The sequence below is a fragment of the Rhodococcus maanshanensis NBRC 100610 genome (assembly GCF_001894865.1).
Taxonomy (GTDB): domain Bacteria; phylum Actinomycetota; class Actinomycetes; order Mycobacteriales; family Mycobacteriaceae; genus Rhodococcus_G; species Rhodococcus_G maanshanensis.
Map to the genome: position 1 here is coordinate 56,859 of NZ_BCXA01000024.1, position 24,010 is coordinate 80,868.

24 protein-coding genes and 2 pseudogenes are annotated in these 24,010 nt (G+C 70.7%); 12 read left to right on the forward strand and 14 right to left on the reverse strand.

What is annotated here, in order from left to right:
• The first annotated feature begins 16 nt into the window (after positions 1–16).
• Complete coding sequence (locus RM1_RS12820) at positions 17–667, forward strand: response regulator (protein ID WP_072751710.1); 651 nt, start codon at positions 17–19, stop codon at positions 665–667.
• Here RM1_RS12820 and RM1_RS12825 read toward each other — a convergent pair.
• On the reverse strand, positions 664–2,292 hold the full coding sequence (locus RM1_RS12825; protein ID WP_072751711.1) for a GAF domain-containing sensor histidine kinase: 1,629 nt from the start codon (positions 2,290–2,292) through the stop codon (positions 664–666). The two genes, RM1_RS12820 and RM1_RS12825, sit on opposite strands and share 4 nt — an antisense overlap.
• 81 nt (positions 2,293–2,373) lie before the next feature.
• Between RM1_RS12825 and RM1_RS12830 the strand changes: the two genes are divergently transcribed.
• Entirely contained in the window at positions 2,374–3,015 is a 642-nt protein-coding gene (locus RM1_RS12830; protein ID WP_072751712.1) for a Tat pathway signal protein, read from the forward strand.
• Here RM1_RS12830 and RM1_RS12835 read toward each other — a convergent pair.
• On the reverse strand, positions 3,012–3,740 hold the full coding sequence (locus RM1_RS12835; RefSeq protein ID WP_072751713.1) for an SRPBCC family protein: 729 nt from the start codon (positions 3,738–3,740) through the stop codon (positions 3,012–3,014). The two genes, RM1_RS12830 and RM1_RS12835, sit on opposite strands and share 4 nt — an antisense overlap.
• 413 nt (positions 3,741–4,153) lie before the next feature.
• Between RM1_RS12835 and RM1_RS12840 the strand changes: the two genes are divergently transcribed.
• Together RM1_RS12840 and RM1_RS12845 are read left to right on the forward strand one after the other, a co-directional pair.
• Positions 4,154–5,989: a 1-deoxy-D-xylulose-5-phosphate synthase gene (locus RM1_RS12840; RefSeq protein ID WP_072751761.1), complete on the forward strand. Its 1,836-nt coding sequence runs from the start codon at positions 4,154–4,156 to the stop codon at positions 5,987–5,989.
• Complete coding sequence (locus RM1_RS12845) at positions 5,982–6,530, forward strand: NUDIX hydrolase (protein WP_072751762.1); 549 nt, start codon at positions 5,982–5,984, stop codon at positions 6,528–6,530. Before RM1_RS12840 ends, RM1_RS12845 begins: the two co-directional genes overlap by 8 nt.
• Positions 6,531–6,536: 6 nt before the next feature.
• On the opposite strand, the gene RM1_RS12850 is transcribed toward RM1_RS12845, so the two are convergent.
• A complete protein-coding gene (locus tag RM1_RS12850; RefSeq protein WP_072751714.1) occupies positions 6,537–7,172 on the reverse strand; it encodes an alpha/beta hydrolase family protein in 636 nt (211 codons plus the stop codon).
• 166 nt (positions 7,173–7,338) lie between these two features.
• On the opposite strand from RM1_RS12850, the pseudogene RM1_RS12855 reads away from it, so the two are divergent.
• Together RM1_RS12855 and RM1_RS12860 are read left to right on the forward strand one after the other, a co-directional pair.
• Positions 7,339–8,805 (forward strand): annotated as a pseudogene (locus RM1_RS12855) (APC family permease).
• A gap of 14 nt (positions 8,806–8,819) precedes the next feature.
• On the forward strand, positions 8,820–10,157 hold the full coding sequence (locus RM1_RS12860) for an FAD-binding oxidoreductase (RefSeq protein WP_072751715.1): 1,338 nt from the start codon (positions 8,820–8,822) through the stop codon (positions 10,155–10,157).
• Here the strand turns inward: RM1_RS12860 and RM1_RS12865 are convergent.
• Together RM1_RS12865 and RM1_RS12870 are read right to left on the reverse strand one after the other, a co-directional pair.
• Positions 10,109–11,017: a DUF4873 domain-containing protein gene (locus RM1_RS12865; protein WP_143069431.1), complete on the reverse strand. Its 909-nt coding sequence runs from the start codon at positions 11,015–11,017 to the stop codon at positions 10,109–10,111. The genes RM1_RS12860 and RM1_RS12865 overlap by 49 nt on opposite strands.
• Entirely contained in the window at positions 11,017–11,913 is an 897-nt protein-coding gene (locus RM1_RS12870) for an AurF N-oxygenase family protein (RefSeq protein WP_072751717.1), read from the reverse strand. The genes RM1_RS12865 and RM1_RS12870 overlap by 1 nt, the downstream gene beginning before the upstream one ends.
• 185 nt (positions 11,914–12,098) lie before the next feature.
• On the opposite strand from RM1_RS12870, the gene RM1_RS12875 reads away from it, so the two are divergent.
• Entirely contained in the window at positions 12,099–12,758 is a 660-nt protein-coding gene (locus RM1_RS12875; protein WP_072751718.1) for a TetR/AcrR family transcriptional regulator, read from the forward strand.
• 20 nt (positions 12,759–12,778) lie between these two features.
• Here the strand turns inward: RM1_RS12875 and RM1_RS12880 are convergent, their stop codons facing one another.
• From RM1_RS12880 to RM1_RS12890, 3 genes are all read right to left on the reverse strand, one after another.
• Complete coding sequence (locus tag RM1_RS12880; RefSeq protein WP_027500871.1) at positions 12,779–13,111, reverse strand: cupin domain-containing protein; 333 nt, start codon at positions 13,109–13,111, stop codon at positions 12,779–12,781.
• 87 nt (positions 13,112–13,198) lie between these two features.
• A complete protein-coding gene (locus RM1_RS12885; protein WP_072751719.1) occupies positions 13,199–13,684 on the reverse strand; it encodes a dihydrofolate reductase in 486 nt (161 codons plus the stop codon).
• Positions 13,684–14,442: a thymidylate synthase gene (locus RM1_RS12890; protein WP_245816288.1), complete on the reverse strand. Its 759-nt coding sequence runs from the start codon at positions 14,440–14,442 to the stop codon at positions 13,684–13,686. Before RM1_RS12890 ends, RM1_RS12885 begins: the two co-directional genes overlap by 1 nt.
• A 124-nt stretch (positions 14,443–14,566) precedes the next feature.
• Between RM1_RS12890 and cobF the strand changes: the two genes are divergently transcribed.
• Positions 14,567–15,307 carry a precorrin-6A synthase (deacetylating) gene (cobF, locus tag RM1_RS12895; RefSeq protein WP_072751721.1) on the forward strand — a complete coding sequence of 247 codons (741 nt, stop codon included), beginning with the start codon at positions 14,567–14,569 and terminating at the stop codon, positions 15,305–15,307.
• 76 nt (positions 15,308–15,383) lie between these two features.
• Entirely contained in the window at positions 15,384–16,262 is an 879-nt protein-coding gene (locus RM1_RS12900) for an Fpg/Nei family DNA glycosylase (protein ID WP_072751722.1), read from the forward strand.
• 10 nt (positions 16,263–16,272) lie between these two features.
• Here the strand turns inward: RM1_RS12900 and RM1_RS12905 are convergent, their stop codons facing one another.
• Both RM1_RS12905 and RM1_RS12910 read right to left on the reverse strand, forming a co-directional pair.
• Positions 16,273–17,763, reverse strand: coding sequence for a carboxylesterase/lipase family protein (locus RM1_RS12905; RefSeq protein WP_072751723.1), 1,491 nt, complete (start codon positions 17,761–17,763; stop codon positions 16,273–16,275).
• Complete coding sequence (locus tag RM1_RS12910; protein ID WP_072751724.1) at positions 17,756–19,228, reverse strand: dihydrolipoyl dehydrogenase family protein; 1,473 nt, start codon at positions 19,226–19,228, stop codon at positions 17,756–17,758. Before RM1_RS12910 ends, RM1_RS12905 begins: the two co-directional genes overlap by 8 nt.
• 154 nt (positions 19,229–19,382) lie before the next feature.
• Here RM1_RS12910 and RM1_RS12915 point away from each other — a divergent pair, with 154 nt between their 5' ends.
• Positions 19,383–19,859, forward strand: coding sequence for a nuclear transport factor 2 family protein (locus tag RM1_RS12915; RefSeq protein WP_072751725.1), 477 nt, complete (start codon positions 19,383–19,385; stop codon positions 19,857–19,859).
• Between the two features lie 75 nt (positions 19,860–19,934).
• Here RM1_RS12915 and RM1_RS27175 read toward each other — a convergent pair whose 3' ends face one another.
• Together RM1_RS27175 and RM1_RS27180 are read right to left on the reverse strand one after the other, a co-directional pair.
• Entirely contained in the window at positions 19,935–20,606 is a 672-nt protein-coding gene (locus tag RM1_RS27175; protein ID WP_245816290.1) for a class I SAM-dependent methyltransferase, read from the reverse strand.
• A pseudogene (locus tag RM1_RS27180) lies at positions 20,592–21,539 on the reverse strand (NAD(P)/FAD-dependent oxidoreductase); the annotation flags it as partial. The pseudogene RM1_RS27180 and the gene RM1_RS27175, both read right to left, overlap by 15 nt.
• Positions 21,540–21,635: 96 nt before the next feature.
• Between RM1_RS27180 and RM1_RS12925 the strand changes: the two are divergent.
• The gene (locus tag RM1_RS12925; RefSeq protein WP_027500862.1) at positions 21,636–22,220 is read left to right on the forward strand and encodes a helix-turn-helix domain-containing protein; all 585 of its coding nucleotides are present in this window, start codon (positions 21,636–21,638) and stop codon (positions 22,218–22,220) included.
• A 44-nt stretch (positions 22,221–22,264) separates the two neighbouring features.
• Positions 22,265–23,014: an SDR family oxidoreductase gene (locus RM1_RS12930; RefSeq protein WP_072751763.1), complete on the forward strand. Its 750-nt coding sequence runs from the start codon at positions 22,265–22,267 to the stop codon at positions 23,012–23,014.
• Positions 23,015–23,032: 18 nt separating this feature from the next.
• Here the strand turns inward: RM1_RS12930 and RM1_RS12935 are convergent, their stop codons facing one another.
• Complete coding sequence (locus tag RM1_RS12935) at positions 23,033–23,278, reverse strand: DUF2630 family protein (RefSeq protein ID WP_072751727.1); 246 nt, start codon at positions 23,276–23,278, stop codon at positions 23,033–23,035.
• Positions 23,278–24,009 carry a DUF4386 family protein gene (locus RM1_RS12940; RefSeq protein WP_072751728.1) on the reverse strand — a complete coding sequence of 244 codons (732 nt, stop codon included), beginning with the start codon at positions 24,007–24,009 and terminating at the stop codon, positions 23,278–23,280. Before RM1_RS12940 ends, RM1_RS12935 begins: the two co-directional genes overlap by 1 nt.
• Position 24,010: the final 1 nt, after the last annotated feature.

The following is a 24,010-nucleotide window of genomic DNA, read 5'->3' on the forward strand; positions in this document are numbered from 1 at the left end:
TGCTGGGATCGATGCCATGAGCATGCGGATCTTCCTGGTCGACGACCACGAGATCGTACGCCGCGGTCTGGTGGACCTGCTCGCGGGCGTCCCCGACTTCACCGTGGTCGGCGAGGCGGCCTCGGTGGGTGAGGCGCTGGTGGCGGTGCCGAAGGCGGAGGTCGACGTCGCGGTGCTCGACGTCCGGTTGCCCGACGGCAGCGGCGTCGAACTGTGCAGGGACCTGCGCTCGGCGCAGCCGGACCTGCGATGCCTGATGCTCACCTCGTACTCGGACGACGAGGCGCTGTTCGACGCGGTGATGGCCGGTGCCTCGGGGTACCTGCTCAAGCAGATCCTCGGCACGGACCTGGTCGCGGCCATCCGGATGGTCGGGGCAGGCGGCTCCCTGATCGACGCCGATGCCACCGCCGCGGTGCTGGGCCGGATCCGCGCGCAACGCGATCAGGGCGCCGCGGTGTCCGGGCTGTCGGAGCAGGAGCGGGCCGTGTTCGAGCTCATCGGCGAGGGGCTGACCAACCGGGAGATCGGCGGGCGCCTGTTCCTGGCAGAGAAGACCGTGAAGAACTACGTGTCCCGGATTCTGGCGAAGCTCGGCATGCAGCGACGGACCCAGGCCGCCGTGCTGGCCACCGAGCTGCGGGGCAGGCCGGGACGGGACCGCTAGCCGGGCCCGCCCATCGGCACCCGCCAGGTCAGGACGGTTCCGCCGCCCGCCGCCGCGGTCACCTCGCACCGCCCGGCGCACGTGGCCGCGCGACGGTCCAGGTTGGCCAGTCCGCTGCGTGGCTCGTCGCCCGCCATGCCGACCCCGTCATCGGTGATCGCGATCGTGAATTCGTCTGCGGCGGTGATGGATACGGCGATGGACGACGCGCTCGCGTGCCGCCGGGCGTTGCTCAGGCCCTCCCGCAGCACCGCCTCGGCGTGCGGGTGGACCGGCGCAGGGACCAGGGTGTCGATCGGTCCGGAGAACTGGACCGTCGGGGTGACCGCGGACTGTGGGGTGACCTCGCCGATCACGTCGAGCAGCCGCCTGCGCAGGCTCGTCTGGGTGGCGGCGTCGCCGGTCTGCAGGTCGAAGATCGTGGTCCGGATCTCCCGCACGGTCCGGTCGAGCTGCTCGACGGACCTGGCCAGCACCTCGCCCTCGGGCGCGGGCAACGCGATGCTCTGCAGGCTCATGCCGGTGGCGAACAGGCGCTGGATGACGTTGTCGTGCAGGTCCCTTGCGATGCGGTCGCGGTCGGCGAGCACGTCGAGCAGCCGCTGCTGATTCTGCCGGTGCGCGAACTCCAGCGCGACCGCGGCCAGGTCCGCCATCGAGGCCAGCCTGCTGAGCTCGTCGGGTTCCCAGCCGTGTGCGCCTGTGCCGAGGGTCACCACCAGCGCGCCCTCGATGTGCTGCGGCCCGGACACGGGGAGGACCGCCGCCGGGCCCGAGCCCGAGGCGGGCTCGGTGAGCTGGGCCCGGCCGGTCCGGAGCGCCTCCGGGACAGGTGTGCCCGCGAGGACCGTCACCCCGTCGCCGTGCCGGTGGTCGGTGGTGGCCGCGACGATCGCCGTGCCGGACGAGGCATCGAGCAGCGTGACCGTCTCCGCGGAGGTCAGCTCCCTGACCCGCCGCACCAGCAGGTCGAGGGTCTCAGGGACGGACCCGCCGATCAGCAGGCTGGAGTTGATCGCCGCCACCGCGCGCAGCCAGCGTTCCCTCGTGCGGGACTCCTCGAACAGCCGCGCGTTGTCGACGGCGAGGGCCGCTGACTCGGCGAGCACGGTGAGGATCACCTCGTCCTCGTCGGTGAACTCCGGCGCGTCCCGCTTCTCGGTGAGGTAGATGCTGCCGAACGCCCGGCCGCGGACGATGATCGGGACGCCGAGGAAGCTGCTCATCGGCGGGTGGTTCGGCGGGAACCCGACCGACGCCGCGTGCCGGTCGAGTTCGCGGATCCGAACCGGCCGGGGGTCGTCGATGAGCAGCCCGAGCAGCCCGCGGCCCTCGGGCAGGTGGCCCATCGTCGCGCGTTCGTCCGCGCCGATCCCCTCGTAGACGAACTCGGACAGGCCGCCGCCGGGTGCTCGGACGCCGAGGGCGCCGTATCGGGCGCCGAGGAGCTGGGTGGCCGCCTGCACGATCCGCTGCAGGGTGGGGTCGAGTTCGAGACCCGCCCCCACCACGAGGGTCGCGCGGAGCAGGTCGCGCAGTTTCTCGGGTGACGTGACGACCTCGCTCAGCCGTCCGTGGACGTCGCTGAGCAGGGCGTTCAGGCCGTCGGCTGGAATTTCGACCATGGGCCGCAGCGTAGTCGCTGTAACGGAAACAGACCGGTTCCGATGCTTTTGGTAGCTAACCCTTCGGTAAAAGGAGCCTCAATGAAGCAGCGATTCACCGTCCGCCGCCGGATTGCCGTGGCCCTCACGTCCGCAGCAGCCGCCACCACAATCTTCACCGGGACGGCCGCCGCCGCACCCGCCGCCCAGCCCACCGCCGACCTCGGCGCGGCCGCCTCCGGGCTGCGCGCCGCGGCCGCGGGCAACGCCGACGCGGAGGCTGCGATCGAGCGGCTGATCGCCTCGCCGCAGGATGTGGCGAAGGGACTCGGCAAGCCCGTGCTCACCCTGCCGGGGCAGATCTTCCCGGTGCCCGCCTACTCCGACACCGGACAGGGCGGCGAGGTCCTCGGCCAGCTCTACGGCTCGGGGGTGGCCACCAACATGAACAACGAGTTCCGCTTCGGCTTCTTCGGCGGACCGGGGAGCATCGCCGACAACCAGACGGGCGCCGAGCTGAACGTGGTCTGGTACAGCCTGGCCAACGGAACGAGCGGCATCACCCGGCTCGACCAGAACAACAAGGTCGTCCCCACCGTCATCTCCACCGCACCGCTGAACGTCGGTAAGGGCATGGTCGTCGGCGCGGTCTACGGCTCGCTCTGGCACAAGGTCGGCCCGAAGGCGGAGGACGTCGTCAAGAGCACCATCTGGATGCCGAGCATGGGCATGGTGATGAGTTAGCAGCAGGTCCCGGGACTCTCACGGGTGTCCCACCAGTGGGTCCACCGGTCCGCGAGGGTCGCGAACTCCTCGGCGCCCCGGCCGTAGACGCTCAGGATCATCTGGGCGCCGCCGCCGGGGCGCTGCTCGTTCTGTGGCTGGATCGCGAGCACCAGCAGCCCGGGTCCGAGCGCGTCGACGGTCAGCCCGAGCTGCTTGGGCGAGCGGAACCAGACCGTGCCGCTGATGGCATCGCCTGTCGCGACGAGGGCGGTGTACGCGGACCCGGGCGGCCCGGTGATCCCCGCCACTCCCAGCAACTCCATCGCGGTGGCACCCGAGGTCGGGCCGTCGAGGTAGAGGGTGTGTCGTTCGGCGAGATCGTGGCGCTCCAGCCCGAACTTCAACTGCTGCAGAAACGTCGTCCAGCCCTCGGTGATGTCCTCGTACCAGTCGTCCCACTCCGGGTGGGACCCCTTGGCGGATCGGGTGATCCGTACGATCGAGCCCTCGACGGCTGGCCTCACGGTGAACCGGTCGCCGCCCTGGAGCGTCAGCGTCGATGCAGCGGCATCCGCCTCGACGCCGTCGATGTAGATCTCGCGGATCTCGTCGTCGAGCCCGCCGGGGCCGTCGTACTCCCATCCGTGCCAGCGCCGGATGAGCGCGGGATCGCGCAACGCCTGCCATACGCGTTCCGGTTCGGACGCGATGGTGGTCTCGATGACGATCTCGGGCTCGGTCATGACTCCGATTCTGCTGCATCGAGGTCGTCGAAACCAGGCCGAGAACGGTTGAACATGTTGAAAAACAAATGATTTCGCGTCGCCGATTTGCGGTCGGCCGGCCGCCTACGCACGCGAAATGTGGGCGGTCGGAGGGACTCTGGAATAGGGTCGTGCGAGGCCGTCGGGTGAGTTGGCCGCCTGCCGGGGGTGTGGGCAGGTTCTAGTGAGCACAGGCGTACTGAAGGAAATGTGAGAGCACTTCGATTCAGGGGGCGTTGCCATGACCACCAGTTCAGTTCTGTCCGGAGTGATCGTACGAAACCCGGATTCGACGTGGGGCCGCTGAGGTGGCCGCCGTCGGACTGTCGGCCTGCGAGTCCGCGGTCGCCAGGAACGCCGCGGCAGGCGCGGGTGATCCCGGTGAATGGCCGTTGCTCGCGAAGGTCACGGCACCGGGCGATATCAGGGGCCTCGATCCCGGCGAGATCGCCGAGCTGTGCACGCAGATCAGGGGCTTTCTGATCCAGAAGGTGTGCGCCACCGGCGGGCACCTCGGCGGGAACCTGGGGGTTGTCGAGCTGACCGTGGCCCTGCACCGGGCCTTCGACTCACCACGCGACGTCCTGATCTTCGACACCGGACACCAGACCTACGTCCACAAGATCCTGACCGGCCGCGGTGCCGACTTCGACGGGCTCCGGCAGGAGGGCGGACTGTCCGGCTATCCGAGCCGGGGTGAGTCCGCGCACGACACGGTGGAGAACTCCCACGCGTCGACCGCGCTCTCCTACGCCGACGGACTCGCGAAGGCGTTCGCGCTGCGGGGTGAGAAGGGGCGACGGGTCGTCGCGGTGATCGGGGACGGCGGGATGACCGGCGGCCTCGCCTGGGAGGGGCTCAACAACCTGTCCGTCCCGGGCTCGGGCCTGCCCGTCGTGGTGGTGCTCAACGACAACGGCCGTTCCTACGACCCCACGGTCGGGGGACTGGCGGCGCATCTGGGCGCGCTGCGGAGAGCACGCCACGAGGACGCCTCCACCACCGAACGGTCGCCTGCTCCCCGGTTGGTCGCGAACACCGTGTTCGAGCACCTCGGACTCGCCTACATCGGACCGGTCGACGGCCACGACGTCGCGGCCCTCGAGTCCGCGTTCGACCACGCGGGCTCGCTCGACCGGCCGGTCCTCGTGCACGTCGTCACCGCCAAGGGCAGGGGCTACGAGCCGGCGGAAACCGATGACGCCGACCGGATGCACGGCATCGGGATCCTCGACCCCGCGACGGGCGCCGCCACGGCACCGGGAAAGTCAACGTGGACAGATGTTTTCGGTGACGAGATCGTGCGGATCGGCGAGCGTCGTGCCGATGTGGTCTGCGTGACCGCGGCGATGTCGAAACCGGTCGGACTCGGCCCCTTCGCCCGGACCTTCCCCGACCGGGTCTTCGACGTCGGCATCGCCGAACAGCACGCCGTGTGCTCGGCCGCTGGTCTGGCGATGGGGGGACTGCACCCCGTGGTGTGCCTCTACGCCACCTTTCTGGGCCGGGCCTTCGACCAGGTGCTGATGGACGTCGCCCTGCAGCGGCAGCCGGTCACCTTCGTGCTCGACCGGGCAGGCATCACCGGTCCCGACGGTGCCTCCCATCACGGCATGTGGGACACCGGGATCCTGAGCTTGGTGCCGGGGGTGCGCGTCGCGGCGCCGCGGGATCCGGCCTCGCTGCGTGAGCTCCTCGGCGAGGCCGTCGCCGACGACCGCGGGCCGACCGTGATTCGCTATCCCAAAGCGACAGCGGGACAGGATATCCCGGCGACCAGGCGGGTGGACGGTCTGGACATCCTGTACGACCCCGGGTCGCGGTCGCCCGAGGTGCTGCTGGTCGCCGCCGGGGTGATGGCCGGTCCCTGCCTCGAGGCCGCGGCACTCCTGCGCGGCTCCGGGATCGGCGCCACGGTGGTCGATCCGCGCTGGATCACCCCGATCAACCCGGCCCTGATCGAGTTGGCCGCGCGGCACCGCCTCGTCGTCACGGTCGAGGACGCCGCCCGCACCGGGGGCATGGGGGCACTTCTCGTGGAGGCCTGTGCCGACGCCGCCCTGACGACGCCCGTTCGGCCACTCGGACTCCCGCGCGCCTTCATCGATCACGGCGGGCGGGGGGACCTGCTGGCCCGGCACGGCCTCACGGGGGAGCGGATCGCGGCCGCCGCAGCGCGACTGCTCGCCGGGTCCTCGGACGAGCCGGATGATCCCGCGCATGAGTGAGCGCACCGAACTGCGGTCCGGGGACGAGGTGCTGGCGATCTTCGACGACGCGGGCAGGCAGATCGGTACCGCGCCCAGGTCGCGGGTCTTCGCGGAGGGACTGTGGCTGGCCAGCGCCGGGGTCCTGCTGAGGTCTCTCGACGGTAGGTGGGTCTACGTGCATCGGCGCTCGCACAACAAGGAGGTGTTCGGCGGGCTGAATGATTGCATCGCGGGCGGTGGCGTCGACCCGGGGGAGAGTCCCGAGCAGGCCGCCCGTCGAGAGCTGGGGGAGGAGCTGGGGGTCACCGGTGTCACGCTGTCGCCGCTGGCGCGTATCTCCTGGGACGGGAGCTGGGCGGGACGACCGCTGCGGTGCCATCTCCATGCGTTCGAGGGCCAGTACGACGGGCCGATCCGGCACCAGGACCGGGAGATCGCGGGCGGCGGGTGGTGGACCGAGGCGGGCCTGCGGCGGCGCCTCGCGGACCCCTCGTGGCCGTTCGCGCCGCACAGCCGGGCCCTGCTCGGTGCCTCGCTGGGGTGGGCGACGGGCCGCTAGGCCGACTCAGAATTCGAACAGGTCCGCGGCGGCCGCCACCGCCAGCGGCGCTGCTGCGCTCTTGTCAGGGGAGAGATCGTGGCCGGTGCCCTCCACCAGCACGAGTCGCGTCGGTGTCGGCACCAGTTCGAGGGCGGCGCGCATCTCGTCCGGGGTCCCGAACGGGTCCCGGGTGCCGTGCACGAACACGCACGGAACGCGCAGGTCCGGTAGGTGGGCGGTTCTGGCCTTCTCGGGCTTACCCGGCGGGTGCAGCGGATACGAGAACAGCACCAGTCCGTCGCAGGATTCGGGGTGCTCCGCCGCGAGCATGGTGGACTGGCGGCCGCCGTAAGAGTGTCCGCCGAGAATCATTGGGCCCGAAGTGAGTTCGCGAATCGCCTCCGCGGCGGCCGCGATGCCCTCGCGATCGCGATCCGCGGTGGACGGGCTCGGTGGGCCCTTCGGCCTGCGCTGTCGGAACGGCAGGTCGTAGCGGAGGACGAGCAGCCCGCGCTCCGCGAATTCCGTTGCCGCCCGCTGCAACATCTTGGCGTCGCGGTTACCGCCTGCGCCGTGTGCGAGCAGAAGGGCGCCGACCGGATCCCCTGCGGGCCGGTGGAGAACGCCGCTCACGCCCTCGCGTTCGAACAGCTCAGTCATGACCTCGACGCTATCGCGTACCGGGCCAGAGTGTTTAGGGGGCCGAACCAACGCTGACATCGGTACCCGATCGGAGGACGATGAAACGGACCGGTCTCGCTTCGAGGTCCCGGAGACCCGTCACGACAGCACCCGCGGATTCCCGAGCGAAGGTGAGGTGGCTGAGGTGGCCGAGGCTCCGGTGGGCGAGGCCGCCGCGGAAAGTTCCGTCGAGAGCGGTGGCTACCACCAGGAACTGAAGCGGACGCTCGGCTCCTTTCAGGTGTTCGCGATCTCGTTCGCCTTCATCTCGGTGGCGGTCGGCATCTTCGGGACCTACGACGACGTGCTGCAGAACGCGGGGCCGGTGGGGATCTGGCTCTGGTTGATCGCTGTGGTCGGGTAGATCCTGGTGGCGCTGGTGTATGCGCAGTTCGCGGCCCGCATACCGCTCAGCGGCTCCACCTACCAATGGGCCTCACGCCTGGCCAACCCGAAGATCGGCTGGGGGTTCGGGTGGCTGACCGTCTGCTACCTGTCATTCGGTGTCGTCGCGGTCGACAACGCCCTTGCCAGCCAGGCCTTCATGCCGCTGTTCGGCATGGAGCCGGACGAGGACACCGCGCGCGTGATCACGCTGGTGATGATGTTCGTCCAGGCATTGCTCGTCGTGTTCTCGACGCGCATCGTCGCCATGATCAACGCGAGCGCGGTGGGGCTCGAGCTGGTGATCGTCGTGGTGCTGGCGATTGCGCTCATCGTCGCCGTCCTGATCACGGGCGACGGCGGGGCGGGCAACCTCACCTCGCGCGGTGTCACCGAGAACGCGCCCGACTACTTCGCCGTCGGCGGCGGGTTGATGGCCGCGATGATCATGGGCCTGGCCACGCTGGTCGGCTTCGACGCCGCCGCGAACCTGGCCGAGGAGGCCAAGGATCCCTTCCGCAGCGTGCCGCGCGCGATCGTGGGATCGGTCGCGGCGGCCGGGGCGCTGGGAATGGTGTTCCTGATCGCACTCACCGTCGCGATCGACGACATCCCGCGGATCAGCAAGAGCGAGTCGCCGGTCGCCGCGATCATGCGCGATCAGCTCGGTCCCGTGATGGAACGAACACTCCTCGTCGCGATCACGTTCGCCTTCTTCGCCGCCGGGATGGTGACGATGGCCGCGTGCTCGCGGATCGTCTTCGCGATGGCGCGCGATTCCCGGTTCCCCGCCCACCAGGTGATGCGGCGGATCAACCCGCGCACGCAGACACCGGTCCAGGCGACGATCCTGATCCTCGTCGTCGGGGTGGTCCTGATGGTCGCGCTTCCCGGTGATGCGCTGCTGGAGCTGATCGTGGCGGGGACGCTCCTCACGGCCATCGTCTACGCGGCCACAGTCGTCCTCTACCTCGCGGTGCGCAGGCGGCTGGACCGCAAGGAGGGCGGGTTCAACCTCGGGCGATTCGAACTACCCGTCGCGATCGGGGCGCTCGTGTGGATGGCGGTCGTGCTGTTCGTGCTGATATCCCCGGGGGAGGCGTTCGTCCCCGTCCTGATCGTCGCGGGTCTGCTCGTCCTGGGCGGGCTGTTCTTCCTCGCCATGTGGGTCTTCGACCGCGAGGTGCTCGAGACCGAGCCGGGGGACATCAGCGTCTACAAGCATTGACCGGAGGTGACCGAGTGGGTGCTACCGCAAGACTGACGGGTGAGGTGGTGCGTCCGGGTGATCCTGGCTACGAGGCGGCGCGAATCGGCTGGAACCGCCTGTACTCCCGCTATCCCGAGGCGATCGTGTTCTGCTGCGACGCGCACGAGGTGGTCGACGCGGTCGAGTGGGCCCGCGCGGAGGGCATCGCCCTGCGCGCCCGCAGCGGACGTCACAGCCTCGAGGGTTGGTCCTCGCTCGACGGCGGCCTGGTCGTCGACGTCAGCCGGATGAAGAACCTCGAGATCGACGAGGCGGCGCGCACGGCGACGGTCGGGACGGGGCTCACCCAGGCCGAGGCGGTCGCGGCGCTGGGGCGGCGCGGATACGTGATACCGACCGGTTCGGAGGGCGGCGTGGGCCTCGGTGGCGTGATCCTCGGCGGCGGCTTCGGATTGCTCACCCGCAGCATGGGTATGGCCTGCGACAACCTGCTCGCCGCCGAGGTCGTGGTCGCCGACGGCGCGCGCTCGGCGAAGGTGGTGCTGGCCACCGAGAGCACCGACTCCGACCTGCTCTGGGCGTGCCGCGGCGGAGGCGGCGGCAACTTCGGGATCGCGACGTCCTACACGGTGAAACTGCACGAGCTCGCCGATGTCACCTTCCTGATCGCCAGGTGGACCGGGCACGGCGAGCTGGGCGCGCTGCTCCGCGCGTGGCAGCGGGACGCGCCGGTCGCCGACGAGCGGCTGACCAGCGCGCTCGAGGTGGATTCCAGCGCGGTCGAGCTCTCCGCGTTGCTCTACGACGGCTCGCGCCGGGAGCTGACCGACCAGCTGCGCTCGCTGCTGACGATCGGTGACCCCGACGTGAGTTTCATCGAGGGCGCCTGGCCCGAGGTGTACGGCAGCGTCGATCGGGGTCCGGAGGACGTGGCCAACTGGAAGTTCTACTCCCAGTTCGTCACCCGTCCGTTCCCCGACGAGGCGATCGATCTGGTCGTTCGCTTCATGGACGACGCGCCCAGTGCGCCGAGCAACTTCTTCTGCTCGAGCTTCGGTGGTGCCGTCCGGCACGCCCCTGCAGGCGGGTCGGCGTTCCCGCACCGCGACGCGTTGTTCTACTGCGAGCCGGGCGCGGCCTGGAACGACCCCGAGCTGAACTCGAGGGCCCTGGGCTGGGCGGCCGGCTTCTGGCGCGCGCTGCGCCCGTACTGCGACGGCGCCTACGTCAACGTGCCCAATGCCCCGGCATCGGAGTGGGAGCGCGACTACTACGGGCCCAACCGTGAGCGCCTGCGGCAGGTCAAGGCCACCTACGACCCTCAGAACGTGTTCCGCTTCGAACAGAGCGTGCCGCCCGAGCCCTGTTGAGGACGGACCGCCGCGACCTCCAGTCGCTCGAGCGGGTACGGGGGAGGGCCGACCCCGGTGACCCGGTAGTTGCCCCATGGGTCCTGCTCGGCCAGCGACGCGGGCGTCGCGGGTCCACCGGCGATGGTGAGGTGCAGCGCGGAGCGGCCGCGCCGCTTGAGCTCGGTCAGGCCGTCGCCCGCGATCCGGCCGTACCAGTGGTAGTTCCCGTCGAGCGGTTCGAAGTGGCCGTTCAGGTGGACCCGCACAGCCAGGGCTACCTCGTCCGCCGTCAGCACCGCGGCTCCGGCGTAGGCGTCGTCGTCCTCACGTTCGTCGATGTTGCCGAGCTCGAAGGCGCTTCGCTGCGGGCCGCGCAGGGCGCGCGGCCTCGACCTCCACCACGACCTGGCAGGCGTGTGGTGGACGATCCGGTTGAACTCGCGCTGGGCCCCGGCGCGCACCTCGATCCGGGTGGCCTCCTCGGCCGCCATCATCGTCAGGCAGGTGCGGATGTGCCGGGCCTGGTCGGCGGCGTACTCGTCGGTGACGAGAAAGAGGTTCGGGAAGCCGGTGTGCGCGATGCCGAGATAGGCCGCCTGCTCGCCCCGCGCGGCCTCCTCGAGGCTCGTCCCGCCGCGGCCCGGGATGGGGACGGCGGTGCCCGGACCGGCCACCAGGAGTCGCGGACGATGGACCTCGCCCCGCGCGGTCCGCACCCGCCACCGGTCGGTCTCCTCGTCGAAGTCGCACGAAACCGGCTCCGGCCCGCCGGACAGGTCGAGGACGACATGGCCGCCTCGCCCGGTGGCCTCGAGCGTGCGTGCGATGCCCGGTCCCGCGGATCCGGCGCCGACGATCAGGACCCCGGTCTCGGGCATCACAGGAAGCCGCCGCGCCGCCACATCGCCCTTGAGCTCGCCCGCATCAGCCCGTTCTCCTCCAGGAACGCGGCCAGCGACTCGAAGCCGCGTCGCTGGTTCTCCCGGAAGTACGGGTTCGCCAGCGCCTGCCTGCGGGCCTGCTCGGGATCCAGCCCGGCCCGCGCGTACATCACCGGGTTGGTGAACAACCGCTGGAGCAGCGGTCCGCCGATGCCCTGCACCGTGCCGACCCACAGCTGTTCGATCCAGTGGCTCTGCGCCACCCGGCGCCGCACGCCCTCGCGGGCGAAGCGGATGTGCCGCGATTCCTCGGTGACATGGATCTGCATCAGCCGCGAGATCATCGGCTGCAGCTGCGGGTCGTCGAGTACCCGGCGCTGGGTGGCGTCGAAGATCTCCTCACCGATCAGGGCTGCCACCCACAGCATCGTGCCGCGGAAGGTCTTGGGTAGGAGGTTGACCATCAGGGCCTGGTGTCGTCGCAGCTGGTACGGCTTGGCGCCGATCCGCTCGATCGCCCGGCCGAACATGGTCATGTGCCTGCACTCGTCGCCCATCTCGGTGAGCACGTACCGGGTGTGCAGCGAGGCCGGGTCGCTGTGCAGCAGCGCCCGCAGCAGGGCCTGGTTGAGGATGTTCTCGAACCAGATCCCGACGCTGAGGATGTTCGCGGATTCCTGCCGGGAGAGCTCGATCCGCTGGGCCTCGCTCATCGACTCCCACATCGGCGTCCCGTAGAGGGAGAGCACGTGCGGGGGCAGGAAGTACTTGCCCTCCTCGAGGGGTGCGTCCCAGTCGATGTCCACGACGGGGGCGTAGGAGCGTTTGACCGAACCCTTGAGCAGTCGATCCGCGACCGTCTCCCGGTCCAGCGGTGTGGCGGCCTGCGACATGGCTGTCCTCCGTGGCTGATCCCGGTGTGGTGCCGGGCATTTCGCGTGCGCGTTTTCGTTCTTTGTAAAAACGTAAACCGGTCGAGGGGCGAGGTCAATAGATACCTGTGAACCTAATTCACATACTTTTGCCCGCTCCGGGCGTCGGCGCCTGCTGAGGGGGGGCGTCGCCATAGAATCGGCCGGTGCGGCCTTCAGTGAGACCAGTGGATCCGGACGCGATCCGGGAGCAGATCCTGGACGCGGCGATGGAGTGCGTCATCGAGCTGGGGTTCACCTCCCGTCTGCACGCCGCCATCGCGCAGCGCGCTGGCCTGTCGCGGCCAACCGTCTACAAGTACGTCGGGGATCAGAACGCGATCTTCGGTGCCCTGTTCCAGCGGGAGATCACCCGGTTCTTCGTCGTGCTCGATCCGGTGCTGCGTGGGCAGGAGCGGAGCCTGCGGGGCGACCAGAAACCGGGCCGGGACCTGCGGGTCGGGTTCGTCGACGCGATCGTGTTCGCCGTGCAGTACGCCCGTGCGCACCCGCTGCTGCAGAAGGGCCTGCGCGACGATCCCCAGGTGGTGCTGCCGTGGTTCACGATCCGGGCCAAGCCCTTCGTCGAGCTCGGCGCGAACCTGCTCACCCCGCACTTCCAGCGGCTGTTCACGCCCGGTCAGCTCGCGGAGGTCAGCCCGAAGGCGATCTCCGAGTGGGCCTTTCGGATCATCGGGTCACTGATCGTCACCGAGGGCATCGTCGACACCACGCAGGAGCAGTCGCTGCGCGAGTTCGTCAGCTCGCTGCTGTCGATCGCGTTCATCCCCGCGCCGGACCCGGGGCTGGTGCGCGGCGCGGGGTGACACCCGCTCGGACGGGCCCGCTACTTGGGCACGGCCACCGTGAGCAGGAAGGCGACGTCCTCGAGTGCCTCGACGCTGTGCCGGGCCGCCGGGATGACCAGCATGTCGCCGGTCGAGCCCTTCCAGGAGTCCTCGCCGCTGATCAGTGCGAGCTTGCCGCTGAGCACCAGCAGGGTGGCCTCGCCCGGGCTGTCGTGCTCGGCCATCACTTCGCCCGCGCTCAGGCCGACGACCGTCTGCCGGAGGCTGCGCTGATGGCCCCCGTAGATGGTCTGCGAGCTGCGCCCGCTGGTGGCCGCGGCTGCCAGCTTGAGCTGCTGCCGGGCGACGGCTGTCAATGACTTCTTGTCCATGAAGCGCCTCTCCTTGGGCTTGGGGAAAGACCTGCCCTTGGAGTATGACGCACCACCCCACCCATGGGGCGTTACTGGCGGAACCGATCAGCCGCGGATGTAGGTGCGGAACCGGAACTTCAGTCCGTCCCGCTCCGAGGTCAGCCAGTCGCCGGTCGTCTCGGGAGTCCACTCGTCGCCGATCGTCGGCGCGTATGCATCGCCCTCGGTGTCCACGTCCACCTCGGTCACGACCAGCCGGTCGGCGAACGGCATTGCCGCGCTGTAGATCTCGCCTCCCCCCATCACCCAGGTCTCGCCGGGCCCTGCCAGGGTGATGGCGGACTCGACCGAGTGCGCGGCCTCGGCGCCCTCGGCCAGCCAGTCCCGGTCGCGGGTCACCACGATGTTGCGCCTGCCCGTGAGGGGCCGGAACCGCGGCGGCAGCGAGTCCCAGGTCTTTCGGCCCATCACCACCGGGTGCCCCGAGGTGACGTCCTTGAAGTAGGCCATGTCCTCGGGAATCCGCCACGGGATCGCCCCGTCGCGGCCGATGACGCCCGCCCGGCTCTGCGCCCAGATCAGTCCGAGCACTAGATCGCCACCGGTGCCTTGATGGCGGGGTGATGGCGGTAGCCGACGATCTCGATGTCCTCGAACTCGTAGTCGAAGATGGAATCGCGGGGCGCGAGCACGAGCTCCGGGTATTCGTACGGCTCACGGCCGAGCTGCTCGGTGACCTGGTCCACGTGGTTGTCGTAGATGTGGCAGTCGCCGCCGGTCCAGATGAACTCGCCCACCTCGAGGCCGGTCTGCGCGGCGACCATGTGGGTGAGCAATGCATAGCTGGCGATGTTGAAAGGCACGCCGAGGAACAGGTCGGCGCTGCGTTGGTACAGCTGGCAGCTGAGCCGGCCGTCGGCGACATAGAACTGGAAGAAGGCGTGGCACGGCGCGAGCGCCATCTGCGGGATCTCGCCCACGTTCCACGCCGAGACGATCATCCGGCGCGAATCGGGATCGGTCTTGAGGGTCTCGATGACCTGGGTGATCTGGTCGATGTGCTCACCGCTCGGCGTGGGCCAGTTCCGCCATTGCACGCCGTACACGGGGCCGAGCTCGCCCTCGGGGGAGGCCCACTCGTCCCAGATGGTGACGCCGCGGTCCTGCAGCCACTTCACGTTCGACTCGCCGCGCAGGAACCAGAGCAGCTCGTAGACGATGGACTTGAGGTGCACCTTCTTGGTGGTGATCAGCGGGAAGCCCTCGGACAGGTCGAAACGCATCTGATGGCCGAACACGCTGCGGGTGCCGGTGCCGGTGCGGTCCGCCTTCGGGGTGCCGGTCTCCATGACGAGTCGCAGCAGGTCTTCGTAGGGGGTGTGCACGGGGGCCAGTTTAGGCGGCTCCGCCGCCCGTGAGTCCTTCCGGCCCCGTGGCGGACCTGAAGGACTCACGGGCGATAGCCTGCCGGTCATGCGTGAACTCCTCGTGATCGGCATCGGCGCCGGCGACCCCGACCAGGTGACCGTGCAGGCGATCAAGGCGATGAACCGGGCCGAGGTGTTCTTCGTGATCGGCAAGGGCGCCGAAAAGCAGGACCTCGTCGACCTGCGTACCGGCATCCTGGACGAGCACATGCGCGGGCCCTACCGGATCGTCGACATCGTCGATCCGCCGCGGGACCGGACCCCGTCGGACTACGAGGGCGTGGTCGACGACTGGCACGACCGCCGCGCCGCGATCTTCGAGGAGCGGTTCGGTGCCGTCGACGGCGTCGGCGCGATCCTGGTGTGGGGCGACCCCTCGCTCTACGACAGCACCCTGCGGATCGTCGAGCGGGTGCTCTCCAGGGGAATCGAGACGTTCGAGTACTCGGTGATCCCGGGCGTCACGAGCGTGCAGTCGCTGGCGGCGCAGCACCGGATCGTGCTCAACCGGATCGGCGAGCCCGTGCACATCACGACCGGTCGACGCCTGCGCGACGGCCTGCCCGAGGGGGTGCGGGACGCGGTGGTGATGCTCGACGCGGACTGCAGCTTCACCGAGGTACCCGGCGACGACGTGCAGATCTGGTGGGGCGCGTACCTGGGCACCGAGGACGAGGTGCTGATCTCGGGGAACCTGCGCGAGGTCGAGGCCGAGATCGTCCGGGTGCGGGCCGAGCTGCGCGAGCGCAAGGGCTGGATCATGGACACCTACCTGCTGCGGAGCTGATGCGCACTGTGCGCACGTTGTACCCCAACTCGGGTAAGACGCGCGCACGGGCGACGAAGCCGCCTACCCTGGTCTCATGCCCGAACTGCCCGAGGTAGAGGCCCTGGCACAGTTCCTGCGCACGCATGCCGTCGGCTCGGTGGTGGGCCGCATCGACATCGCGGCGCTGAGCGTGCTCAAGACGTTCGACCCACCGATCACCGACCTGCAGGGCAAGGACGTCGTCGGCGCCGCCCGATTCGGCAAGCATCTGGGGATCCGGTGTGGCGACGAGGACGGGCTGTGGCTGATCACCCACCTCTCCCGCGCCGGCTGGCTGCGCTGGACCGACAACCCGAGCGCGACACCGCCGAAGCCCGGCGGCAAGAGCCCGCTGGCGTTGCGGGTGCACCTGTTCACCCCCGACGGCGGGACCCCTGCGTTCGACCTCACCGAGGCGGGCACCAAGAAGCGGCTCGCGGTCTGGGTGGTGCGCACCCCAGGCGAGGTGCCGGGGATCGCGAAGCTCGGACCCGACGCGCTCGACATCACCGAGCCGGCCCTCGCCGAGCTGCTGGGAAAGAGCTCGCAGCGGATCAAGACCGTGCTCACCGACCAGTCCGTGCTGGCCGGGATCGGCAACGCGTACTCCGACGAGATCCTGCACCTGGCCAAGCTGTCGCCGTTCGCCACCGCGAACAAGCTGACCGCGGAGGACGTGTCCACCCTGCACGCGGCGATGCGGGCGGAGCTCACCGACGCCGTGGATCGCTCGGTTGGCCAGGATGCCGCGCGGCTCAAGGGCGAGAAGCGTTCCGGGTTGCGGGTGCACGCGAGGACCGGCATGCCCTGTCCGGTGTGCGGGGACACCGTCCGGGAGGTGTCGTTCGCGGAGCGGTCCTTTCAGTACTGCGCGACCTGCCAGACCGGCGGCAAGATCCTCGCCGACCGGAGACTGTCGAGGTTGCTGAAGTAGGTTCGCGGCCTCAGCGCCGGTGCCGGTACCCGATCCACGCCCGGCGCAGGTCGCCGTGCGGGTCGCTCTCGATCCGCGTCGGGGTGTCGATGATCAGCGTCTCGCGCCGCGCCACCGTGTAGGCGGGCCAGGTGGACCGGGGCGCGCCGTACCGGGCGAAATGCAGCCAGTGCGACTGCACGATGGCCGTGGCCTCCCGCAGCCCGCGGCGTCCGCCCAGCACGGTGGCCGCCCGACCGAGTACGGCGTCGCCGATGCCGAAGACCGCGAGCAGCTCGGTCGCGTGGGTGGCGCCGAAGCCGGTGACCTTCAGCAGCCGCGGGGCGAAGTCGTAGCGGTAGGCGAAGGTCGGTGTGGTGGCCGCGTGCGCCTGCGCGACGAGGATCGTCGGCTCCCAGAAGGTGGCGTCACCGCCGATCCGCACGGCGGCCCCGCGATCCGGGTAACCCGGGTAGGCGGCCAGGATGCGCGCCGTGAGCTCGGGGTCGGTCTCGGAGAACATCTTCTCGATCCGGACCGGGTCGGTGGGGATGATGTCGAGGAACCGCGGGAACATCGTGCCCTCACGGGCATTGGTGCCGATGATCAGGGGGACGGCGTGCGCGGAACCCTCGGCGAACGAGTCCAGCGGGTGTCGCGGCAGGAGGTCGCCGTCGACCAGCGGGGCGAACGCCCTGGTGCCGGGCTGCTCGTCGGCGCCGCGGGCGGTGAGGGCGTCGCCCGCGCGGACCAGGGCATCGGGGTCCGCGGTGCTCAGTGCCAGGGCTGGATCGTCGACGGCGCCGAGGATCTCGAGGAACTCGGCCGCCCAGGCCTTGGCGCGGTCGGGGCCGTACGCGGAGGCGGCGGGCGGGCTCTGCGCGATGGCGCGCGCGAACAGTCCTTCGGCCGCGGGCACGCACATCAGGGTGGTCACCGCGTTGCCACCCGCGGATTCCCCGAACAGCGTGACGTTGTCCGGATCACCGCCGAACGCGGCGATGTTGCGGCGCACCCAGCGCAGCGCCGCGAGCTGATCGCGCAGACCGAGATTGGAATCGAAAGTCCGGTCGGGGGTGGAGTATTCGCCGAAGTCGAGGTAGCCGAGCGCGCCCAGCCGGTAGTTGAGCGACACGTACACGACGTCGCCACGCCGGACGAGCGTGTCGCCACGATAGACGCCGGTGGACGAGGATCCGCCGCTGTACGCGCCGCCGTGGATGAACACCATCACCGGCCGAGGGGCGGAACTCCGTGCGGCAGGGGTGAGCACGTTCAGGGTCAGGCAGTCCTCGTCGGTGCGGATCCCGCGCCGCTCGGCGCGCCCGGACTGGGGCGCCGCCGGGCCGAAGTCGAGGGCGTCGCGCACCCCGGGCCACGCCACGACCGGCCGCGGGGCGCGGAGCCGGAGGTCGCCGACCGGTGGTGCGGCGTAGGGGATCGCGCGCCAGGACCGGAGACCGTCGTGCTCCCGACCGCGGACCTGGCCCGCGTCGGTGGCGACGATCAACGGGTCAGCCACGCCGGGCCTCCAGCAGCCGCAGCCAGACCTCGCTGACCGTCGGGTACGACGGCACCGCGTGCCACAGCGACTCCATGGGCACCGCTCCGACCACCGCGACGGTGGCCGCGTGGACCAGCTCAGCCACCTCGGTCCCCACGAAGGTCGCCCCCACCAGGGTGTCGGTGCCGCGGTCGATCACCAGCTTCGCGCGGCCGGCGAAATCGTCTCGTGCCAGCGATGATCCGGCCACGGCGATGTCGATCTCGACGGTCTCGACATCGATGCCGTCAGCGCGGGCCGCGTGCTCGGTGCGGCCGACCGAGGCGACCTCGGGGGAGGTGAACACCACCTGCGGCACCTGAGCGTGGTCCGCGCTCGCGGTGAACCGTGCCCCGTCCAGGGCGCGGCCCTCCGCCCGGGCTGCGATCACGTCGCCGCACACCCGGCCCTGGTACTTGCCCATGTGTGTCAGCGCCGCGCGGCCGTTGACATCGCCGACCGCGTAGAGCCATTCGCCGGGTACGCCCGTGACGGCGAGGCGATCGTCGGTGGGGGTGCGCCCGTCGCTCAGCCCCACCGCGGCGAGGCCGAGCCCGGAGGTCGCGGGATGGCGTCCGGCTGCGACGATCACCTCGTCGACGGTGATCTCGCCGGGCTCGCTGCCGTCGAGGGTGATGGTCACCGGTCCGCCGTGGATCCGGCCCTCCCCGGTGTCGCGCGGCTGCTCGCGGCGCACGGCGCCGGGGCTCGTGCCGAACAGCACGGTCGCACCCGATGCCCGGAGGGACTCGGCGACGAGCTCACCTGCGAACGGCTCGGCGGATGCAAGCAGCGCCGACCCGCGGACGATCAGGGTCAGCTCGCGCACCCCGAGGGCGAGCATCCACGTCGCGCACTCGGTGGCGACCACGCCGCCGCCGATGATCGCGACCCGCTCGGGCACCTCCCGCAGATTGGTGGCGTCCCGGGAGATCCAGGGCAGCGCCTCGCGCAGCCCTGGCACCGGCGGTATCGATGCGATGGTGCCGGTGGCGAGCACCACCGCGTGCCGCGCCCGTAAAGTGCGGGTCGGCGGATCGCCGTGGCCGCCGGTCGAGAGCTCGACGGTGCGTTCGCCGGTGAGCGCGGCTGACCCGTGGATCACCTCGATGCCCGCCGAGGTCGCCCACCGCCGCTGGCCGGAATCGTCGTGGTGACTGGTGAATTCGTCACGGCGGGCGAACACGGCCCTGCGGTCCAGCATCGCGTCGCCGACGGCCTCGCGGACGCCGGGCATGGCGCGGGCCGCCGCCAGCACCTCAGCCGGCCGCAGCAGTGCCTTGCTGGGCATGCAGGCCCAGTACGAACACTCGCCGCCGAGCAGTTCGTGCTCGATGATCGCGGCGGTCCGATCCGAACCGGCGATGGCGTAGGCGGCGGCGTTCTCGCCAGCCGGCCCGCCGCCGATCACGATGACGTCGTAGTCCTCCGTCGATGTGGCCATGGTTCCCACCGTAGAGCGGTGAGCGGCGCCGGGCGAGACATTCGCGTGGCGGCACATCTCGGTTCGGCATTGCTTGCGCTGCGCATTTCGACCGGCCGATACTCCAAGATGGACGACTCCCGTTCGCGAGAACACCCTCGGGTAGGAGGGCACCATGAGCACCGAACCCGGCGCCGCCGCCGCCGACCACGCGGCGACGATCGGAGCGCTCTACGCCGCGTTCGCGCGCGGCGACATCCCGGCGGTTCTCGGCATGCTGGCCGAGGACGTGCGCTGGGAGGACTGGGCCGACAGCTTTGCGCAACGTGCCGACGTGCCGTGGCTGCGCAGGCGGGGTGGCCGTGCCGGCGCGGCCGAGTTCTTCGGGATCGTGGGCGGGTTCGACATCGGCGAGTTCGCCGTCCTGTCGATCATGGCGGGCGAGAGCCAGGTGGCCGCCGAGATCAGCATCGACGCCGTGGTCCCCGGTGGGGGCCACTACCGCGACGAGGAACTGCACCTGTGGTCCTTCGACCGGAACGGGAAGATCTCCCGGATGCGGCACTACGTGGACACCGCCAAGCACATCGCAGCCGCGGGCGGCGTCGACACCACCTCGCGCATGGTGAACGGATCGTCAACCGAGGTGTGACGGCGCGGGCCGCTCACCGACCTCGGCCTCGACGGGGCGACCGCCGAGGCCGAGGCCGAGGTCGGAGGTCGGGGGTCAGGGGCGCCTGCGGGCGCGCAGGACCGCGTCGTGGATGGTGACCTCGCGGTCGTCGGGATCCGTCGCGACGCGTGCCCTTGCCTCGGCCACGACGATGTCCCACCCGTCCGGGTCGAGCGAGGCCGCGATCTCCTCCGCGGTGAAGAACAGCTCCGGCACCGGCGGCCGCGGCACCGTGGTCTGCAGGTCGGACGGGTGGTGGCCGACGATGAGCAGGCTCCCGCCCGGCGCGACGGCGGCCGCCAGCCGGGCGTACAGGACACCGCGCTGCGGCTCGGGCAGGTGCATGAAATGCGCGGTGACGAGGTCGAAGTGGCCCTCGATCGGCCCGGTGGTCAGGTCGGCGTGTACCCAGTTCAGCCGGTGCGTCACGTCCGCGCCGAGGGCCTCGGCCCGAGCGGCCGCCCGCTGCAGCGCCGTGGTCGAGAAGTCCACCGCGGTCACCCGCCAGCCGCGTTCGGCCAGCCAATGCGCGTCGGCGCCCTCGCCTGCGCCGACGTCGAGTGCGGTGCCCGGTGTCAGCTCGGCGGCCTCGGCGACCAGGTGTGGGTTCGGGCGCCCGCTCCATACCCCGGACCTCGAGCGGTATCGCTCCTCCCAGGTCTGCTCGTCGTCCACGCTGATCGGGCCACCCGACGTCGGACCCTCCGAGTGCAGGTGGGCGGCCACCGCGAGCCTGGTGTCCTCCGCGATGAGATCGGCATTGATGGCCGCGCCCGCGTTCAGCCCCGCTGCGGCCGCGACGATCACCTGGGCCTTGAGGTCCGCGACGTTGCCAGCCGCCCACACACCCGGGACGGCGGTGGCCCCCATCGGATCGGCGGCGATGTAGCTGCCGATCACGTGCCCGGCCATCTCCTGCTCGGTGGGCTCGAGGCCGAGCTCGCGCAGGAAGCCGGCGCGGGCCTCGAAGCGCGGCGCGACGACCACCGCGTCGCGGGGCACGAGCTCGCCGCTGCGCATGCGGACCCCGGTGAATCGGTCGTCGGCGACGTCCAGCCCGGCGACCTCGCCGCGCACGACCGCGATGCCGCGGGCCTCGAACTGCTCGAGCTCCTCGGCGCTCGGCTCGGCCGCGGTGTGCAGGAACACGGTGATGTCCGCGCTCCACTGCCGCCACATCAGTGCCTGGTGCGCGGCCATCGGTCCGGTGGCCAGGATCCCGATCGCCCGGTCGCGGACCTCCCAGCCGTGGCAGTACGGGCAGTGCAGCACCTCGCGGCCCCAGCGCTCGGCGACGCCGGGCACGGCCGGCAGTTCGTCCACCAGGCCCGTGGTCACCAGCAGCCTGCGGGCGGACACGGCCGAGCCGTCGGCGAGTTCGACGCGGAAGCCGCCGCCCTCGACGGCCAGGGCCGAGGCCACCGTGCCGCTCACGATCTCGCCGCCGTATCCCTGCGCCTCGGCCCGGCCCGCCACCAGCAGCTCGGCGGGCGGGGTGCCCTCGCGGGTCAGGTAGTTGTGCACGTGCCCGGCCGGGGCGTTGCGCGGCTCGCCCGCGTCGATCACCAGGACCGAGCGCCGGGCGCGCGTCAGCGCCACCGCCCCGCTGAGCCCGGCGGCGCCGCCGCCCACGATCACCACGTCGTAGTTCTGTTCCACCCTCGTCCTCCTCCGTTCGTCCGCCTTCGTCGTTGCACTGTCCGTCCCCGGAGCCGAATCCGGCAAGCTGCATTGCCGAAGTGGCAAACTGGGTGCATGGCAGGCGACCCACACGCGCTCGACGACGTCCTCGACGCGGTCGGACCTCGGCTGCGCGCGATCCGCAGGCAGCGAGGCGCGACGCTGGCGCAGCTCGCCGAGAGCACCGGGATCTCGGTGAGCACCCTCTCGCGGCTCGAATCCGGGCAGCGCAGGCCGACCCTGGAACTGCTGCTCCCGCTGGCCCGGGCGCACCAGCTGCCGCTGGACGAGCTCGTCGACGCACCCGCGACCGGCGACCCGCGGATCCATCCCCGCCCGATCAGCCGCAATGGCGTCACGATCATCCCGCTGACCCGCAGGCCGGGCGGGATCCAGGCGTTCAAGCACGTCTTCCCCGCGCGGCCGGCGGTGGACGAGCCGCGGTTGCAGACGCATGAGGGCTACGAGTGGTTGTACGTCCTGTCCGGGCGGCTGCGGCTGTGCCTCGGCGACCAGGACGTGATCCTGATGCCGGGGGAGGTGGCGGAGTTCGACACCCACGTCCCGCATTGGTTCGGCAATCCCGGGCCCGAGCCCGCGGAGATCCTGAGCCTGTTCGGGCCTCAGGGCGAGCGCGCGCACGTGCGCACCCGGGTGTGAACCCCCTTACCGCACTAGGCTGATCCGCTGTGACCTCCACGGCGATGACGCGAACCACGATCCTGATCACCGGCGCCAGTTCCGGACTGGGTGCGGAGATGGCGCGCCAGTTCGCTTCCAAGGGACGCGATCTCGCGCTGTGTGCCCGCCGCATCGATCGGCTCGAGGAGCTGCGCGCGGAACTGCTCGCCGTGCACCCGTCGATCAGGATCGCGGTTCGGGCGCTCGACGTCAACGATCACCGCGCGGTGTCCCGGGTGTTCGGTGAACTCGACGACGAGCTGGGCGGGCTCGACCGGATCGTCGTCAACGCCGGACTCGGCAAGGGCGCCGTGATCGGCACGGGTAAGCCCGAGGCGAATCTGGAGACCGCGCAGACCAACTTCGTCGGCGCCCTCGCGCAGGTGGAGGCCGCGATGGAACTGTTCCGGGCGCGTGGCGCCGGCCATCTGGTGCTGGTGTCCTCGATGAGCGCGGTGCGCGGCCTGCCGAAGGCGCAGACCGCCTACTCCGCGAGCAAGGCTGCGGTGTCCGCGATCGGGGAGGGTCTCTCCGCGGAACTCTCGCGCAGCCCGATCTCCGTCACCACCGTCCTGCCCGGCTACATCCGCACCCCGATCAACGAGAAGGTGGCCAAGACGCCGCTGATGGCCGACACCGTCACCGGGGTGCGGTCGATGGTGAAGGCGATCGAACGCGAGCCGCGGCGGGCCGTCGTGCCCGGCTGGCCGTGGCGGCCGATCGACCTGGCGTTGCGGGTGCTGCCGACCGGGCTCACCGGGCGCTTCCTGTAACCGATCCCGGTCGCGCTGTTACTGCAGGTAGCCCTCGACCTGGCCGGCGGGGCTGACCGGCACCTCGTCCGGCGGCAGGCCGGCGTCGATGCGGGCCCGTCGCTGGCGCAACAGGTCCCAGCACTGGTCGAGGGTCTCTTCGATGGCGGCGAGCTGCGTCTGCTCCTGGGCGGGATCGAGGTCGCCCGCCTCGGTCTTCGCACGCAGTTGGTGCTCGGTGTCGACGAGCCGGCGGATGCTTGCGAGGATGTCCTGTTCGCTCATCAGTGAACTCCACTCCTAGGGGACTGCGGGTTCCGCGATCCACCATAGGCCGGTACCGGGTCGGCTGTCCGGCGCCCGAAGGCGAGCAGCCCCGCGAACGCCACCAGCCAGGCGCTCCACAGCAGGTATCCGGCGAAGTTCGCCTGCTCGGCGCCCGGCAGGTCCAGCGGCGCGAACACGCCGGTGGCGATCAGGGCGGCAGCGCCGAATCCCAGTGCGGTGAACCAGGTTCCGGCCAGTGTCCGGTGCAGTGCCAGTGCGACCATGGCGGTCCATGTCGCGGTGAGTGCGTAGCCGAGGGTCTCGCCGACGGCGACGCCGAGCACGGTGTTCGCGGTCGTGAACGTTGCGATGGCACCGGGATCCGATTCCGCCCGCGCGGCGAGGAACGGCACCAGCAACGGCCAGCGGACCAGCCCGGCCAGTTGGACCGCCGAGGCGGCGATCCCGACCGGAACGCCGGCGCGGAGCAGCGCCGAGTCACCGAGCCGCCCCACCCGCAGCGCGATCGGTGTCAGTAGTGCCGCGCCCGCGCAGAGCAGGGCGAACCACGCGACTATCGCGGCCTGGTCGGCACGGAACTCGGCCAGCGCCTGTCCGGCGGGCCGGGTCAGGACGTCGGGGTAGTCGAAGGCCGCGCCAAGGCCGGTGAACGCGATGTTGAGGATCAGCGCTCCCGCGACGAGAAGGGCGGCGGTGAGGCGGTTGTGGTGTCGGTCGGATGGTTGCATC

What these genes read in the sequence shown, in the direction of transcription:
- RM1_RS12820 (WP_072751710.1), top strand. Translation starts at nt 17, where the DNA reads ATGAGCATGCGGATCTTCCTGGTCGACGACCACGAGATCGTACGCCGC.
- RM1_RS12825 (WP_072751711.1), bottom strand. Translation starts at nt 2,292, where the DNA reads ATGGTCGAAATTCCAGCCGACGGCCTGAACGCCCTGCTCAGCGACGTC.
- RM1_RS12830 (WP_072751712.1), top strand. Translation starts at nt 2,374, where the DNA reads ATGAAGCAGCGATTCACCGTCCGCCGCCGGATTGCCGTGGCCCTCACG.
- RM1_RS12835 (WP_072751713.1), bottom strand. Translation starts at nt 3,740, where the DNA reads ATGACCGAGCCCGAGATCGTCATCGAGACCACCATCGCGTCCGAACCG.
- RM1_RS12845 (WP_072751762.1), top strand. Translation starts at nt 5,982, where the DNA reads ATGAGTGAGCGCACCGAACTGCGGTCCGGGGACGAGGTGCTGGCGATC.
- RM1_RS12850 (WP_072751714.1), bottom strand. Translation starts at nt 7,172, where the DNA reads ATGACTGAGCTGTTCGAACGCGAGGGCGTGAGCGGCGTTCTCCACCGG.
- RM1_RS12865 (WP_143069431.1), bottom strand. Translation starts at nt 11,017, where the DNA reads ATGCCCGAGACCGGGGTCCTGATCGTCGGCGCCGGATCCGCGGGACCG.
- RM1_RS12870 (WP_072751717.1), bottom strand. Translation starts at nt 11,913, where the DNA reads ATGTCGCAGGCCGCCACACCGCTGGACCGGGAGACGGTCGCGGATCGA.
- RM1_RS12880 (WP_027500871.1), bottom strand. Translation starts at nt 13,111, where the DNA reads ATGGACAAGAAGTCATTGACAGCCGTCGCCCGGCAGCAGCTCAAGCTG.
- RM1_RS12890 (WP_245816288.1), bottom strand. Translation starts at nt 14,442, where the DNA reads ATGGAGACCGGCACCCCGAAGGCGGACCGCACCGGCACCGGCACCCGC.
- cobF (WP_072751721.1), top strand. Translation starts at nt 14,567, where the DNA reads ATGCGTGAACTCCTCGTGATCGGCATCGGCGCCGGCGACCCCGACCAG.
- RM1_RS12900 (WP_072751722.1), top strand. Translation starts at nt 15,384, where the DNA reads ATGCCCGAACTGCCCGAGGTAGAGGCCCTGGCACAGTTCCTGCGCACG.
- RM1_RS12910 (WP_072751724.1), bottom strand. Translation starts at nt 19,228, where the DNA reads ATGGCCACATCGACGGAGGACTACGACGTCATCGTGATCGGCGGCGGG.
- RM1_RS12915 (WP_072751725.1), top strand. Translation starts at nt 19,383, where the DNA reads ATGAGCACCGAACCCGGCGCCGCCGCCGCCGACCACGCGGCGACGATC.
- RM1_RS12925 (WP_027500862.1), top strand. Translation starts at nt 21,636, where the DNA reads ATGGCAGGCGACCCACACGCGCTCGACGACGTCCTCGACGCGGTCGGA.
- RM1_RS12930 (WP_072751763.1), top strand. Translation starts at nt 22,265, where the DNA reads ATGACGCGAACCACGATCCTGATCACCGGCGCCAGTTCCGGACTGGGT.
- RM1_RS12935 (WP_072751727.1), bottom strand. Translation starts at nt 23,278, where the DNA reads ATGAGCGAACAGGACATCCTCGCAAGCATCCGCCGGCTCGTCGACACC.
- RM1_RS12940 (WP_072751728.1), bottom strand. Translation starts at nt 24,009, where the DNA reads ATGCAACCATCCGACCGACACCACAACCGCCTCACCGCCGCCCTTCTC.